Origin of the sequence: Micromonospora sp. B9E7, assembly GCF_039871815.1 — a bacterium.
Classification (GTDB): Bacteria; Actinomycetota; Actinomycetes; order Mycobacteriales; family Micromonosporaceae; genus Micromonospora.
Genome location: NZ_JBDPLX010000001.1, coordinates 378105 through 393075, shown reverse-complemented (window position 1 = coordinate 393075; position 14971 = coordinate 378105). Strand labels below are relative to the sequence as shown.

Below are 14971 nucleotides of genomic sequence, written 5' to 3'. Positions count from 1 at the left end.
GTCACGCGTCGTCGAGTTCGTGCACCAGCAGCGCCACGTACAACGACAACATCGATTCCGGGTCCTCCAGCGACACCCCGAGCACCTGCGCGATCCGCGACAGCTGCTGGTAGTAGGCCGTACGTGACAGGTGCGCGGCGCCGGCCGCCGCCGACTTGTTCCCGCCCTGCTCGCAGAAGCAGCGCAGTAGCTCCACGAGCCGGCTGCCCTGGCTGTCGTCGCGCGCCAACAGGGGTCCGAGCTCCCGGTGAGCGAAGGCCCGGACGCGCTCGTCCTCGCGCAGCAGGTGCAGCAGGCCACGCAGTCGCACGTCGTCCAGGCGGTGGTAGACCTGGACGCCGGGGGAGCGTAGCGCGGCACCGGCGACGTGTGCGGCCTCGCCAAGGCTGCGCCGCACATCGGACAGCTGCGACACCGTCGTGCCGACGGCCACCACCACGGCACTGGCCGCCGAGCGGTGAACTTCTCTGGCCAGGCGCCGCAGGATCGCATCGACCTCCGCCTGCGCTGGCAACGACAACAACGCGCGCACGCTGGTGTCGTCCACGACGCCCACCAGTGCCGGCACACTCGCCCGTCGCGCGGCCAACGCGGTGGCCTCCGCGAGGTCCCGCAACACCTCCTGCGTGGCTAGTGCGGGGGCGCGCGGCGTGATGCTCCCCGGTCGGATCGCCACCCCGACCAGTTTCCGCCGCTCCAGCGCAACGCCCAACGCGGCCGCCCGGGTGGTCAGATCGGGAGGAGGCAGGGCCTGGCCGAGCAGTTGCGCGAGCAGCATCCGGTGCGTCTGCCGCTCCAGGCTCTCCCGATCCCGCGCCACCAGCCGGTGCACCGCCAGTGCCGACGCGGCCCGCTCCGCGACCACCACGTGCCTGTGCGGGGGAGGGGCTGGCGAGAGCAGAACCAGCCGTCCCCAGTCGGCGCCCTGCGCGCCGACCGCGGTGATGAGCCAGCCGGCTTCCTCGTCGTAGGCGGTCCGTTGGGACACCGCCACGGAGCGGGATCGCTGCCCCCAGTCGGTCAGCAGCTCGATCGGGTCCTGCCCGGCCGTGTCGTACGCGAGCACGTCGTGCCCCAGCGTCTCCAGGACGACCGGCAGCCCGGAGATCCTCGCGACCTCGCGCAACACCTCGGCCGGCTCCGCCCCGGCGACGGTGAGCGCGGTGAACGTCTCGTGCACCTGCTCAGCCGCCCGCAGCTCGGCGAGCTGCGCGTCCACGATCAACGCCACGACCGCCTCCGTGACGGACACGAACTGGGTCTCCCGCGCCAGCGTGATCAATGGCAGCCGGTGTCGTTCCGCAGCCGCCACCAGCGCGTCCGGCACGTGGTCGCTCCAGCGCCGGACCAACTCCACCACGAGCCCCGCCACGCCGACCGCGGCCAGGTCGTCCATGTACGCCGTCAGTGCCGCTTCCTCGTCCGGCAGCGCGATGCCGGTGGTCAGCACGAGCTCGCCGCCGCGCAGCAGATGTGCGATGTCGGCGACCTCCGCCGCATGAACCCACCGGACGGGCCGCTGCATGCCGACGGACCCCGCGACGACGCGTGGCCGACCGCGCCGGATTACGGGCAGCGCTATGGCTTCGGCGACCGTCGGGTACATGCGCCCTCCCGTGCGGGGAATGCACACAACGTAGCGCCATCAATGCCGACCCGTACAGGTTGTCGGTGGCGGCGAGCACTGAAGTCTCGGGACACTCGGCTGAGGTACGAGAAACGGAGGACGCGATGGCGCATCGGGAGTTGCTGCATCGACACCGGTCCGTGCTGCCGAAGTGGCTGGCCCTCTACTACGAGGAGCCGATCGAGATCGCCAGCGCGCGCGGTCGCCGGGTGACCGATCGCGAGGGCCGCACGTACCTCGACTTCTTCGGCGGCATTCTCACCAACTCGGTCGGCTACGACGTGGCCGAGATCAGCGACGCGGTCCGCTCGCAGATCGACACCGGCGTGCTGCACTCCTCGACGCTGTACCTGATCGAGTCGCAGGTCGAGCTCGCCGAGAAGATCGCGCAGCTGTCCGGGATCCCGGACGCGAAGGTGTTCTTCACGAACTCGGGTACGGAGGCCAACGAGACCGCGTTGATGCTCGCCACGCAGTACCGGCGCAGCGGGCAGGTGCTCGCGCTGCGCAACTCGTACCACGGGCGCGCGTTCGCCACGGTCGCGATCACCGGCATCCGCGGCTGGTCGGCCAGTGAGCTCAGCCCGATCAAGGTGAGCTGGGTGCACGGTGGCTACCGGTACCGCAGCCCCTTCAAGGACCTGTCGGACGCCGATTACGTCAAGGCGTGCGTCGCCGACCTGCGCGAGGTGATCGAGACCGCGACCGCCGGCGACGTGGCGTGCATGATCGTCGAGCCGATCCAGGGCGTGGGCGGGTTCGCCTCCCCGCCCGACGGCCTGTTCCGCGAGTTCAAGAAGGTGCTCGACGAGTACGGCATCCTGCTCGTCTCCGACGAGGTCCAGACCGGTTGGGGCCGTACCGGCGAGCACTTCTGGGGCATCCAGGCGCACGGCGTCGTGCCGGACGCGATGACCTTCGCCAAAGGACTCGGCAATGGTCTGGCGATCGGCGGGGTCGTCGCGCGTGCCGAACTCATGGACTGCCTGCGGGCCAACTCGATCTCCACCTTCGGTGGCAACCCGATCTCCACCGCGGGGGCCCTCGCCACCCTCAACTACCTCCTCGACCACGACCTGCAGGCGAACGCCGCAAAGCTGGGAAACCGCCTGATCCATGGCCTTCGCTCGGTCGCCGCGACGCATCCGGTGGTCGGCGACGTACGCGGCAAGGGTCTGATGCTCGCCCTCGAGCTCGTCGGCCCGGCCGGCGAACCGAACCCCGCGGCCGCAACCGCCCTTCTGGAGGAGGCGCGCAGTCGCGGACTGCTGGTCGGCAAGGGCGGCCTGCACGGCAACGTGATCCGGCTGGCGCCGCCGATGACGCTCACCGAGGACGAGGCCGACGAGGCGCTGGGCATCCTCGCCGAGGCGATCGAGGCGGTGTCGGCATGAGGATCACGCACTGGATCGGCGGCAAGGCATGGAACGGCATCGCCCAGCGCACGGGTGACGTGTACGACCCCGCGACGGGCCGGGTCGGCGGGCAGGTCGATTTCGCCAACGCCTCGGACGTCGACGAGGCGGTCACCGCCGCCCGGGAAGCCTTCTCCCGGTGGCGCAACGCCTCGCTCGCCCAACGCGCGAACGTGATGTTCGCGTTCCGTGAACTGCTCAACGCCCGGAAGTCCGACCTCGCCGAGATCATTACCGCCGAGCACGGCAAGGTGCTCTCCGACGCGGCGGGCGAGATACAGCGTGCGCTGGAGGCGGTGGAGTTCGCCTGCGGCATCCCGCAGTTGCTCAAGGGCGGGTTCAGCGAGAACGCCTCGACCAAGGTCGACGTGTACTCGATCCAGCAGCCGCTCGGCGTGGTCGGGGTGATCTCCCCGTTCAACTTCCCGGCGATGGTGCCGCTGTGGTTCGTGCCCAACGCCATCGCCTGCGGCAACACCGTGGTGCTGAAGCCGAGCGAGAAGGACCCGTCCGCGGCGAACTTCCTGGCGGAGCTCTTCGCCGAGGCCGGGCTACCGGATGGCGTGTTCAACGTCGTGCACGGCGACAAGGAGGCGGTCGACCGGATCCTTGAGCATCCGGAGGTCAAGGCGGTCTCGTTCGTCGGGTCGACGCCGATTGCCCGGTACGTCTACGAAACCGGAACGCGTGCCGGCAAGCGGGTGCAGGCGCTCGGCGGCGCGAAGAACCACATGGTCGTGCTGCCCGACGCCGACCTCGACCTCGCCGCGGACGCGGCCGTCTCGGCCGGATTCGGCTCGGCCGGTGAGCGCTGCATGGCGATCTCCGTCGTCGTGGCGGTGGATCCGGTCGGCGATGAGCTGGTCGGCAAGATCAGCGAGCGGATCGCCGGAGTGCATGTCGGCGACGGTCGCCGCCTGGGCTGTGAGATGGGACCGCTGGTCACCGGGGCGCACCGGGACAGGGTGCGGTCGTATCTGGAAGCCGGCCGGTCCGCGGGCGCGAAGCTGGTGGTCGACGGCCGCGGCCATTCGATCGACGGTGACGACGCCGGCTTCTGGCTGGGGCCGACACTCTTCGACCACGTGGACGTGGACATGTCCATCTACACGGACGAGATCTTCGGTCCGGTGCTCTCGGTGGTGCGGGTCCCCAGCTACGACGCGGCGGTCGACGTGGTGAACGCCAACCCGTACGGGAACGGCACCGCCATCTTCACCAACGACGGTGGCGCCGCACGGCGGTACCAGAGTGAGATCGAGGTCGGCATGGTCGGCGTCAACGTGGCGATCCCGGTTCCGGTCTCGTACTACTCGTTCGGGGGTTGGAAGGACTCGCTGTTCGGTGACTCGCACGCGTACGGGCCGCAAGGCGTGCACTTTTTCACCAGGGCCAAGGTCGTCACCAGCAGGTGGCTCGATCCGTCGCACGGCGGTGTGAACCTCGGCTTCCCACAGAACAACTGAGCAGCTCGTCAACTCACCTCCGGGGTGGCGCGGGAGATGCCGGGAACCCAGCCCGGGGCAGCCACGTCGTAGGGGGCATGACGCGTAGCAGCGCCCACGTACCCCAGCCAACGGCCGCCAACGGCGCCGTCCGAGTGATGACTCCAGCTCGCGTCATCGGACTGGCCCTGGTCGCCGGCCTGGCGCTGGTCACCGGTTGTACGGCGGAGCCGGTCCCCGCGCCGCCGCGTGACCGGGGAGTGCCGGCCGGGGGATTCCGGCTCGTCGCGTTCGACTCCTGCCCGGAGGCGCTGCGGCAGCTGAAGGCGGCTGCCCGGGCGTACGTCGGGCCCTGGGGGTTCGGGTTGAGCGGGGACGCGCGTTCCCTCGGTAGCGCCGAACGGGTTGCGGCGCCCGCCGTGGCGGGGGCGGCGGATACGGCGTCCAAAGCCGCCGCCCCCGGTTACTCCGGCACCAACACACACGAGGCCGGGGCCGATGAACCGGACCTGGTCAAGACCGACGGCAGGCGGATCGTCACCGTGCAGCACGGCACGCTGTACGTGGTCGACCCGGCCACCCGCCGGCTGACCGGAGAGCTGGAACTGGCACCAGGCGCCGATCAGTTCGGCGGGGCCGAGGACGCCCTGCTGCTGCACGGTGACCGGGCACTGGTGCTGCGCCGCGACGGGTGGGCCGGGAGGGCGAAACCGGCCGTCCCCGAGGGAGGGCGGGTCGTGGACGCCCCGGCGCCGGACGGCATCGTCGGCCCTCAGCTGATCATGGTCGACCTGTCCGGCCAGCCGAAGATCATCGGCGAATACCGGATCGACGGCGATCTGGTGGACGCCCGCCAGGTCGGGACAACGGTCCGGGTCGTGGTCCGCTCCGCGCCCCGACTGAACTTCCCGCATCGGGAACGGGCCACCGACGAGCAGCGCACCACCGCCAACCGCGAGATCATCGACAACGCCACCGCCGACGACTGGCTGCCCCGGTACGAGGTCACCTCCGGCGGGCGAACCAGCGCCGGACGGGTCGGCTGCGAACGGGTGAGCCGGCCGGCCGTCTACTCCGGCACGTCGCTGGTGACCGTGCTCAGCTTCGACCTCGGTGCGGCCGCGCTCGGTGCTGGCGACCCGGTCACCGTGATCGCCGACGGCGACACCGTCTACAGCAACGGACCCCGGCTGTACGTCGCCAACGATCAGCGCTGGCGGGTGCTGCCGATTCTGACCTCGCGGAACATCGCACCGGATCCCAGGGACGAGACCACCGAGATCTACCAGTTCGACATCACTGGCACCGGTGCCCCGCGGTACGTCGCCGCCGCGTCCGTACCGGGCTGGCTCGTCAACCAGTACGCCATGTCCGAGTGGGACGGGCATTTGAGAGTGGCCACCACCAGTGGCCGTACCTGGGGCGACAGGCCGAACTCAACGTCCAGCGTGTATGTCCTGCGTGCCGACGGCACGGCGCTGACCCAGGTCGGAAAGGTCGCCGGGCTGGGCAAGGGGGAACGGATATACGCGGTACGGTTCGTCGGTGGCACCGGGTACGTCGTCACCTTCCGGCAGACCGACCCGCTCTACACCGTCGATCTGCGTGATCCGGGGGCGCCGAAGGTGACCGGCGAACTGAAGATCAACGGGTATTCGGCGTATCTGCATCCGGCCGGCGAAGGACGGCTGCTCGGTGTCGGGCAGGAGGCGTCCGGCCAGGGCCGTATCCAGGGCACCCAGCTCTCGCTCTTCGACGTCTCCTCCCCGGCCAAGCCGACCCGGGTCGCCCAGTATCACGTCAGGCAGGGGCACTCCGAGGCGGAGTTCGACCCGCACGCGTTCCTCTACTGGCCGGCAGAACGCCTGGTCGTGGTCCCACTGACCGTCCACGGCACGGGCCGGCCGAGCAACGTGGCTGTGGCCCTGCGAGCCGGCGACGGCGGGTTCACCGAGGTCGGCACGGTCGACCACACGCCGGACACGGGAGGTCCCGAGGGTCTGACGCCGATCCGCCGGTCACTGGTGGTCGACGGAGTGCTCTGGACCGTCTCCGCCGAAGGTCTCAAGGCGACCAGCCTCTCCACGATGAAGACCCTCGGCTGGCTGCCCACGGCGTGAACGGCGGTGTCCGGACCCGCGTCCGGGGCGTCGCGCCTCGCCGGAGAAGATGTCAGCATGAGCGAATCCGCACTCCCCAGGCGCGTCGTCGTCACCGGTGCCACCGGCAAACTCGGCCGTGCCGTGGTCGCGCACCTGCGCGCCGTGGGCGTCGACGTGCTGGCGGTGGACCGGGCCGGTGGCCGCGACCCGCGCGACGTGGACGGCGAGTTCCTGCTGGTCGACCTGACCGACTACGGGCAGGTGGTGGAGGCGTTCACCGGGGGCGCCGACGAACACGCCGGTGGGGTCGACGCGATCGTGCACCTGGCGGCGGTGCCGGCACCCGGCCTGATGTCGAACGCGACCACCTTCGCGAACAACTCCGCCGCGACGTACAACGTGTTCGCCGCGGCCCGGGCGGCCGGGATCAAGCGGGTCGTCTGGGCGTCGAGCGAGACGGTGCTCGGGTTGCCGTTCGACACCCCGCCGCCGTACGCGCCCGTCGACGAGGAGTACGCGCCGCGCCCCGAGTCGACGTACTCCCTGAACAAGGCACTCGAGGAGGAGATGGCCCGGCACTTCTGCCGCTGGGATCCGGAGCTGGTCATGGTGGGTCTGCGGTTCTCCAACGTGATGGACGTCGAGGACTACGCCCCGTTCCCCTCGTTCGACGCCGACCCGTCGCTGCGCCGGTGGAATTTGTGGGGCTACATCGACGCCCGCGACGGCGCGCAGGCGGTCGAGCGGGCGCTCGTCCACGACCAGCCCGGCGCGGACGTCTTCGTCATCGCCAACGCCGACACCGTGATGAGCAGGTCCAGCGCCAGCCTGATGGCCGAGGTCTACCCGGGCGTCGAGATCCGTAAGGAACTCGGCGAGCACGAGACCCTGCTCAGCATCGACAAGGCCCGCCGGGTGCTGGGCTACGAGCCGCAGCACTCCTGGCGGGACCACGTCGACGTGCTGTAGGTCAGCGCGCCGCCTGGTAGGCGCGGCCGACGGCGGTCGCCTCGCTGCCGGTACGGAACAGCCCGGTCTGGTCCTTGTCCGTGGCGGGCAGGCCGAACCACGCGTACCGCTGTAGCCAGGACAGCCCGCCCAGCATCCGCGTCGCCGCGGTGAGGAACGCGGCCTGCTGCGCCTGGCTGGGGAAGCGGACGCCGTTGGAGAAGTCGATCAGGGCGAACTCGGTGAGCCAGATCGGCAGCTTGTACCGGTCGTGCACGGCCTGCAGGTACGACTTGAGTTGGTTGACCGCGTTGGCGGCGGTGAAGTCGCCGCCGTACCAGTGCAGGGCGATGAAGTCGACGCGGTAGCCGCGCTGCTTCGCGCCGGCCATGAAGCGGTCGAGCCACTCGCCGGGCCGGTCACCGCCCCAGGCCACCGCCGGGCTGCCCAACGGAAGGCCGGTGGCCTGCAACTGCGGCCACAGGTCCAACGCCTGCTCGACGGTCATCTCCGCCTGGCCCTTCAGGTCCGGCTCGTTGAACCCGAGCAGGTAGTTGCCGTTCTTCTTGGCCTGTTGCAGGTTGGTGGCGGTGACGCTCTTCGCCCCCCAGATCATCGGGACGAACTCGGCGCCCTTAGGGCTGGAGACGCCCTGGTGCGCCACGTCCCAGGTGTAGTACCAACTCGCCCCGGAGTTCGCCAGCGCCTGGTTGACGCCGTCAAAGGTCCACACCCCGACACCCTTGCGCTTCGAGGTCACCGTCGGTGCCGCCGGGACGACCGGACGCCCCGTTGTCGGCTTCGTCGTCGGCGTCGCCGAGGGAGTCACTGCCGTCGGGCTCGCCGTGCCGGTGGGCGGGGTCGCGGTGGGTGTGCCGGGCTCCGGGCCGGTGGGCGGCGGCGCGTCGAGCGCCTGCGTCGCCGCCGGGACGGGCGTCGGCCCGGTCGGCTGCACCACGACGATCACACCGGTCACCAGTACGGCGACCACGGCGGCCACGACGAGCGGCCACAGCAGACGTCGCGCACCGAGCGGAAGGCGGCCGAGCAACCCGCGTCGGGGTTCCGCGTGGGCACCCCGGTTTCCCCTCGCGGCGTCCGCTTCACCCTGGCCGGTTGCGCGCATCGATTCCACTCCTTCACGTGGTCGCACTGCTGACGAGCGATGAGGTGGTGGTTGATCGCCACCAACTCCTCCCCTCAGGAGACTTGCCGGCCGTACGGGGATAACGGTTTCGTCGGCGCGAGCACCGAGCGGAACGCCCGCCCGGTGCTTCGATCGCCTTCCGGTCACCGTCAGTGATAGACCGCGTCCACTATGCTCGACGCTGCCCGGATCGATGATCGCCGGGGTCGGGAAGGATCTCATGAGCGCTGACCCGGATGAGGCCCTGCTACGTGATCTCGTGTGGCCGTTGGTGCGGGAGTTCTCACCAGCCGAGCGAGACGAACTGTTCCCGCTGCTGAGCGCGGCCTATTTTGCCGATCCGAAAGCCTTCGCCCGTAACGGCGCTGTCGGCGGGCCGCTCGCGTTCGGGCTGCCCGAGCTCGCTGTGATCGTGACGCCAGCTCTCCTGGCCGCGATGAGCGAGGTGGTCCGGTACGTGGCCACCGAAGCGGCGTTGAAGGGCGTGAAGGCGACGGCCGACGGCATTCGACGCCTGTTCGGAATCGGTCGTCGTCCGAATCCCGCCCCCGACGAGACTGCGCCGCTGACGCTGACCGCCGAGCAGTGGAGGGAGGTCCGCCGAATCGTTGAGCGCGTGGCCCGTCAGGGTGGCGTCCCCGCCGACCAGGCGAAGCTCATCGCCGACGCGGTGGTAGGCCAAGGTCAGGTCGGTGGTGGGCCGGCGTGACCTGGACTGCCGCTCCCCGGCACGACGGGGCCGGGTCGGCCATGCCCCGACCGGCCCGTCCGATTGCCACACCGGCGGCGTCCACCCTCCGGTTCGCGCTTCTGGCCGCGGTCGTCCTGGCCACCAGCGGGTTCGCCTTCCTGAGTGTCTACACGTTTCTTCCGGACCGGCTGCACCGTCTGTCGACCGCCATCGAGTTGTGTGAGGCGGAGCGATCGGCAGCACCCGGTTGGTCCGACACCCCGATCGTCACCGAGGAGGACGCCCAGAGGTCGGACGCCGCGCACCGCCGGCTGAGCGAGTGCCTCACCCCCGTGCTCGTCGACCAGGTGGCCTTCGTCGCCGGCGGCGTCGCCCTGCTGATTGCTGTGGCGCTGGCGTCGTACCTGTCGCACCCCTGGTGGATCGTGCGTCGACGCAGGTTGAAGCGGTTGTCCGAGAGCACCTCACCGCGGTTGTGGGGTGAGCTGGAGCAGCTCAGCCGCGAGATCGGCCTCGGCACCCCACCGGACTGGCGCTTCGCGCCCTTCGCCCGTACCACCGGTGGCCAGGCATTCGGCCTGCCCTGGCACCGATACGTGCAACTCGACGCCGGGCTGCTGCTGCTCCACACCACTGACCGGCCCGCCTTTCGGGCGGTGGTGCTGCACGAGCTGGCACACCTGCGTCATGAGGACGTGGATCGGACCTACCTGACCATCGGCATCTGGCGATCGTTCGTCGCCGTCGCGCTCCTGCCCTACCTTGTCCTGGCCGTGCACCCTGAGCTGTTCCGCACGCCGCTCGACTGGCACTGGCGCGACGTCCAACTCGTGGAGGATCCGGGCCCGACCGTCTACCGCCTCGGCTCACTGCTGGTGCTGACCGCCGTGGTCTACCTGACCCGCAACGCGATCCTGCGCGTGCGCGAGACCCACGCCGACGTCGCTGCCGCAACACAGGGCAGCGGGGACGCACTGCGATCCGTCCTGGAGCGCCTGCCGACGTCCCGGTACTGGTGGAGCAGGTGGGGCACCCACCCGCATCCGCGTCGGCGGCTCGCCACCGTGGCAGACCACCGGTTGCTGTCCACCGTCGGTCTGTGGGAGCTGGCAGGCGTCGGCATCGCGACCGGGCTGGTCTGCGCCAACGCCGGCTTCCTGGTGGGCATCAACGTGTTGAGCGATCCTCGACTGGCGCTCGCGGCGGTTGGCTTCCTCGTCGGTGTGGTCGCCGTCGCGTTGCTCGCGGTGGCGATCTGGCGGGCCGTCGCGAGAGATCCCGCCCGGGTGCCGTCGGCGCTGACCTGGCTGGTCGGTCCTGTCGTGCTCGCCGCCGGGTGTGGCGCCGGCTCGTTCCTGTCCCTTCAGGTGGCCGCGACCGTGCAGGTGCCGGGTGGCCTGGTCGGCCCGTCGGCCTGGGTCGTCTCGACGCTGCTGTTGATGACGGCCGGCGTGCTGATCGCCGGCTGGATCACGTCGACGGCCCGCGGCGTGCTCATTGCGCCGGAAACTGCGCCGTGGGCCATGCCAACCGTGGTGGCGGTCGCGGCCCTCCTCGGCGGCCTCCTCTTCGCCGTCTGGCTACCCGCCAGCGCGGTGCCGAGCGGCTTCGCCATCCGCTGGGGTGAGCCTCCGGCGATCGGCGCGGACATCGGCTGGTACAGCGGCATCGCGAGGTGGGCGGATGTGCGGTTCGACCCCGCGCTCCGGTTGGTGTTCAACCCGTTCACGCTGCTCTTCGTGACGGTGCTCTGGCTCGTTCCGGCGATCATCCGCAGGGGCCGGAACCGTGGAGTACCGGATCTCCAGCCGCTGAGGCTGGGGGCCGCGCTCACCGTCGGCGCCATCGGTGCGGCCGGCGTGCTGGTGATCGGAGCCGTGCTGCCCTTCGCGGCCAAGGCCGCGCTACCGGTCTGGGCTCGCCAGCAGGAGGTGGTCGACGGCGTGGCGTTCTTCGCGATCTACGATGCCGCGGGCGTCACCATCGCCGCAGTCGCCGTCGCGGTCGTGATGGCTGTGATCGTGGGCCGACCCGGCCCGGACCGGCCGGCACTGGCGGCCCTGGCCGGCTCGACGACGGCGGTGCTGTCCACTCTGGTGATCTTCTTCGTGACCGACCCGATCGCCTGCCACGTCAACGTCTGGGACTTCTCGCCCGCGCCGAGGAGATGCTTCGGCGTGGTGTACGCCCAGTCGTTCTCCCGGGTCGCCCACGAGATCATCGTGCAGGGCATCATCCTCGCGATACCCGTCATGATCCTGGCTGCGGCACTCGGCGCTGCCTACCGGCGTCGAGTGCCGCGGATCGTCCCCACCCCCCGGCAGACCGGGGCGCTCGGGACAGTCGCCACCACGGTGCTGCTGATCCTGCTCGCGGCGTTCACCGTCTATCTGAGCCTGCTCATCCTGCCCCTGGCACACGACGACTGGCTCCGGCGCACTTTCGGGTAGCGGCGACACGATCGTCGGATGCACGGGCGAGCAGCGGACACACGCCCGATGGGGTCACCCCTTCAGGCCGGTGTGGGCGAGGCCCTCGATGAACTGCCGCTGCGCGATGACGAACACGACCAGGACCGGCAGCGCGGTCATCGAGGCCGCCGAGAGTTGTACGTCCCACATCGGGCCGCCGTACGCGTCGACGAACTGGGTCAGCGCCTGCGGGAGGGTGAACTTCTCCGGGGTGGACAGGAAGACGATCGGTTCCAGGTACAGGTTCCAACTGTGCAGGAAGGTGAAGATCGCCACCGCGCCGAGGGCTGGGCGGGCCAGGGGCAGCGCGATCCGCCAGAAGGTCGCCAGCCGTCCCAGGCCGTCCACCCGCGCCGCCTCCTCCAACTCGCCGGGGAGGGTGACGAAGAACTGCCGCATGATGAAGGTGGCCAGCACACTCGGCGCGCCGAGCATCGGCACCAGGATCAACGGCCAGTGGGTGTCGATCAGGCCGACCGAGTTGAACATCTGGAACAGCGGCACGATGGTCACCTCGCTCGGGATCAGCAGGCCGACCAGCACCACCAGGAAGAGCGCGTGCTGTCCTCGGAACCGGATCCGCGCGAACGCGTAGCCGGCCAGCGACGACACGGCGAGGGTGCCGATGGTGACCACCACGGCGATGTACGCGCTGTTGGCGTACTGCTGGGCGAACGGTTGCAGTTCGAACACCCGCTGGTACGCCGAGAAGCTCAGGTCGGTGGGGATCAGCGACGGGGGGAACGCGAAGATGTCACCGACCGGTTTGAACGACGAGGTGACCATCCACCAGGTCGGGAAGACGAACGGCACGGCCAGCAGGCAGATCAGCCCGTAGATCGCCACCCGGGCCCGCAACGGCAGCCTATTGTTCATGGAAGACCCACTTCCTGCGCATCCGCCACTGCACGACGGTCAGCGTCAGCACGATCAGAAACAGCAGCACCGACAGCGTCGAGCCGTAGCCGAACTGGTGGAACTGGAACGCCTGCTGGTAGAGGTAGTAGACGAGCACGGTGGTCGAGGTGCCCGGTCCGCCCTGGGTGAGCACCGCGATCTGGGCGAAGACCTGCAGTGCGCCGACCACGGTGATGATCGAGGTCAGCAGGATGGTCGGGCTGATCAGCGGCACGGTGATCCGACGGAACTGGGTCCACCGGCTCGCTCCCTCGACGCGGGCCGCCTCGTACAACTCGGCCGGGACGCCCTGCAACGCGGCGAGGAACAGCACCATGTTGAGGCCGACGTTCTTGACCACCTGGACGACGATCACCGACAGCAGCGCGGTCCACTCGCCGCGCAGCCAGTTGGGGCCGTCCAGGCCGACCGCGCCCGCCACCCCGTTGACGCCGCCGTTGTCCTGGAGCAGGAAACCCCAGACGATCGTCCAGGCGACGAGCGAGACCACCACCGGGGAGAAGAACAACGTCCGGAACACCACGGTGCCGCGTAGCCGTTGGTTGAGCAGCACGGCGAGCAGCAGGGCCAGCGCGAGGTTGAAGACGACCAGGCCGACGGAGAAGAACAGCGTGGTCCGGAGTACGCCCGGCAGCTTCGGGTCGTCGACCAACTCGCGGTAGTTGTCCGTGCCGACGAAGTCGAAGGTGTCCGCGAGCACGTTCCACTCGTGCAGGCTGTACCAGACCACCAGGCCGAGCGGCAGCAGCACGAACAGGGCCGTGCCCACCAGTTGCGGTGTCACGAAGAGCAGGCCAGCCAACTGGTCACGCCGGCGACTCGTCCACCATCCGCGTCGTCGGGGCGCCGCTGCGCCGCCCGGGGCGGGCCGGGATTGGGCCCGGCCCGCCACGTCGTCCACGAGGACCGGCATCGCTGATCCTCTACTTCGCCAACAGCGGGTTGATCGCGGAGCAGACCCCGTCGAGGACGGCCCGCACGTCCGTGTCGGGCTTCCACATCGGGTCCAGCGCGGACCGTACGGCCTGGCTCAGCTCGGCCTGCCCGGTGTGGTTGGGCTTCACCACACCGTTGGCGATCCCGTCGATGACCACGCTCTGCAACTGCTCCGGCTTGAGCAGGGGATTGGTCTTGGCCAGCGTCGCGGCGGTCAGCAGCGGGGTACGCGGCGGCGGGAAGAACTGCGCCAGCTTGGCGGAATTGGCGGGGTTGGTGAGGAAGGCCAGGAAGTCGGCGGCGACATCGGCGTGCTTGCCCTTCTTCAGCACGCCCATGCCACCCTGGCCGATCACCGAGTAGCCACCCTTCGGGCCAGCCGGCAACGGCACCAGGTCCCAGCCGAACTTCTGCTTCTCCAACAGCGAGGCCCGGGAGATCTGGGTGATCGTCATGCCGGCCTCACCGGCGAAGAAGTCGGCCGAGGTACCCGGACCGGGCAGCGCCTTCGCGGTGAAGATCGCCTTGTGCAGGAACGTCATCGCGTCGACCATCTCGCTGGCGTTGAAGCCGCAGGTCCTGCCATCCGCGCTCCACGCCTGGGCGCCCCAACCGGTCCAGATGGTGGAGAGGTTGTCCCAGCCCTTGTAGTCGAAGTCCCGTACCACCAGGCCGGCCTTGCCGGTCCTGGTCGCCACCGCCGAGGCCGTGGTCACGGCGTTCTCCCAGGTCCAGGAGTTGGCGGCGATCAGTTCGGCCGGGCTCTTCGCACCGGCGGCCTTGACCAGGTCGGTGTTGACGAAGATGCCGAACGGAGAGGTGGAGAACGGATAGCCGTAGAGCTTCCCCTCGGACTGCCACAGCTTCGTCGCAGCCGGCGCCAACTCGTCGTAGGCGTACCCGTCGGTCTTGCGCAGGGTCTCGTCAAGCGGCAGCAGCGCGCCCGAGGAGACGAAGTCCGGCGCCGCGTTCTCCAGGACCCAGGCCAGGTCGGGCGGGTTGCCGCCGGCGATCTGGGTGGTCAACGTGGTGGTGTAACTCTCGAACGGGATCGGGTCGAACTTGATCTCCGCGACGTTGGGGTGGCTGCTCCGGTACTCCGCGGCGATCTCGTTGAACAGCTTCAGGTGTGCCTCGTTCGCCGACCAGGTGGTCATCCGCAGCGAGACCGGGCCGTCGGAGCCGGCACTGTCGCCGCCGCCGCACGCGCTCAGGCCGAGCATCGCGGTGAGCGCGACGACGGCCGTCAACCGTTTCCTCATCAGGGTTCT

11 protein-coding genes are annotated in these 14971 nt (G+C 69.8%); 6 read left to right on the top strand and 5 right to left on the bottom strand.

Annotated features, from left to right (window positions below; genetic code table 11):
- Position 1: 1 nt before the first annotated feature.
- Positions 2-1606 (bottom strand): PucR family transcriptional regulator, encoded by a 1605-nt coding sequence (locus tag ABGB10_RS01710; RefSeq protein WP_347659026.1) that lies wholly within the window; start codon positions 1604-1606, stop codon positions 2-4.
- A gap of 125 nt (positions 1607-1731) precedes the next feature.
- On the opposite strand from ABGB10_RS01710, the gene ABGB10_RS01705 reads away from it, so the two are divergent.
- From ABGB10_RS01705 to ABGB10_RS01690, 4 genes are all read left to right on the top strand, one after another.
- Positions 1732-3021 carry an aspartate aminotransferase family protein gene (locus tag ABGB10_RS01705; protein WP_347659025.1) on the top strand — a complete coding sequence of 430 codons (1290 nt, stop codon included), beginning with the start codon at positions 1732-1734 and terminating at the stop codon, positions 3019-3021.
- A complete protein-coding gene (locus ABGB10_RS01700) occupies positions 3018-4508 on the top strand; it encodes a CoA-acylating methylmalonate-semialdehyde dehydrogenase (protein ID WP_347659024.1) in 1491 nt (496 codons plus the stop codon). The genes ABGB10_RS01705 and ABGB10_RS01700 overlap by 4 nt, the downstream gene beginning before the upstream one ends.
- Before the next feature lie 137 nt (positions 4509-4645).
- A complete protein-coding gene (locus ABGB10_RS01695) occupies positions 4646-6607 on the top strand; it encodes a beta-propeller domain-containing protein (RefSeq protein ID WP_347659023.1) in 1962 nt (653 codons plus the stop codon).
- 57 nt (positions 6608-6664) lie between these two features.
- Positions 6665-7558: an NAD(P)-dependent oxidoreductase gene (locus ABGB10_RS01690; RefSeq protein WP_347659022.1), complete on the top strand. Its 894-nt coding sequence runs from the start codon at positions 6665-6667 to the stop codon at positions 7556-7558.
- A 1-nt stretch (position 7559) separates the two neighbouring features.
- On the opposite strand, the gene ABGB10_RS01685 is transcribed toward ABGB10_RS01690, so the two are convergent.
- On the bottom strand, positions 7560-8663 hold the full coding sequence (locus ABGB10_RS01685; RefSeq protein ID WP_347659021.1) for a glycoside hydrolase family protein: 1104 nt from the start codon (positions 8661-8663) through the stop codon (positions 7560-7562).
- Between the two features lie 241 nt (positions 8664-8904).
- Between ABGB10_RS01685 and ABGB10_RS01680 the strand changes: the two genes are divergently transcribed.
- Positions 8905-9393 carry a hypothetical protein gene (locus tag ABGB10_RS01680; protein ID WP_347659020.1) on the top strand — a complete coding sequence of 163 codons (489 nt, stop codon included), beginning with the start codon at positions 8905-8907 and terminating at the stop codon, positions 9391-9393.
- A complete protein-coding gene (locus ABGB10_RS01675) occupies positions 9390-11825 on the top strand; it encodes a M48 family metalloprotease (protein ID WP_347659019.1) in 2436 nt (811 codons plus the stop codon). The genes ABGB10_RS01680 and ABGB10_RS01675 overlap by 4 nt, the downstream gene beginning before the upstream one ends.
- A gap of 54 nt (positions 11826-11879) precedes the next feature.
- Here the strand turns inward: ABGB10_RS01675 and ABGB10_RS01670 are convergent, their stop codons facing one another.
- From ABGB10_RS01670 to ABGB10_RS01660, 3 genes are read right to left on the bottom strand one after another with little or no spacing between them, the layout of a single operon-like run.
- Positions 11880-12722, bottom strand: a complete 843-nt coding sequence (locus ABGB10_RS01670; RefSeq protein WP_347659018.1) for a carbohydrate ABC transporter permease — start codon at positions 12720-12722, stop codon at positions 11880-11882.
- The gene (locus tag ABGB10_RS01665; protein ID WP_347659017.1) at positions 12712-13677 is read right to left on the bottom strand and encodes a sugar ABC transporter permease; all 966 of its coding nucleotides are present in this window, start codon (positions 13675-13677) and stop codon (positions 12712-12714) included. The genes ABGB10_RS01670 and ABGB10_RS01665 overlap by 11 nt, the downstream gene beginning before the upstream one ends.
- 10 nt (positions 13678-13687) lie before the next feature.
- Entirely contained in the window at positions 13688-14962 is a 1275-nt protein-coding gene (locus tag ABGB10_RS01660; RefSeq protein ID WP_347659016.1) for a sugar ABC transporter substrate-binding protein, read from the bottom strand.
- Between the last annotated feature and the right edge of the window lie 9 nt (positions 14963-14971).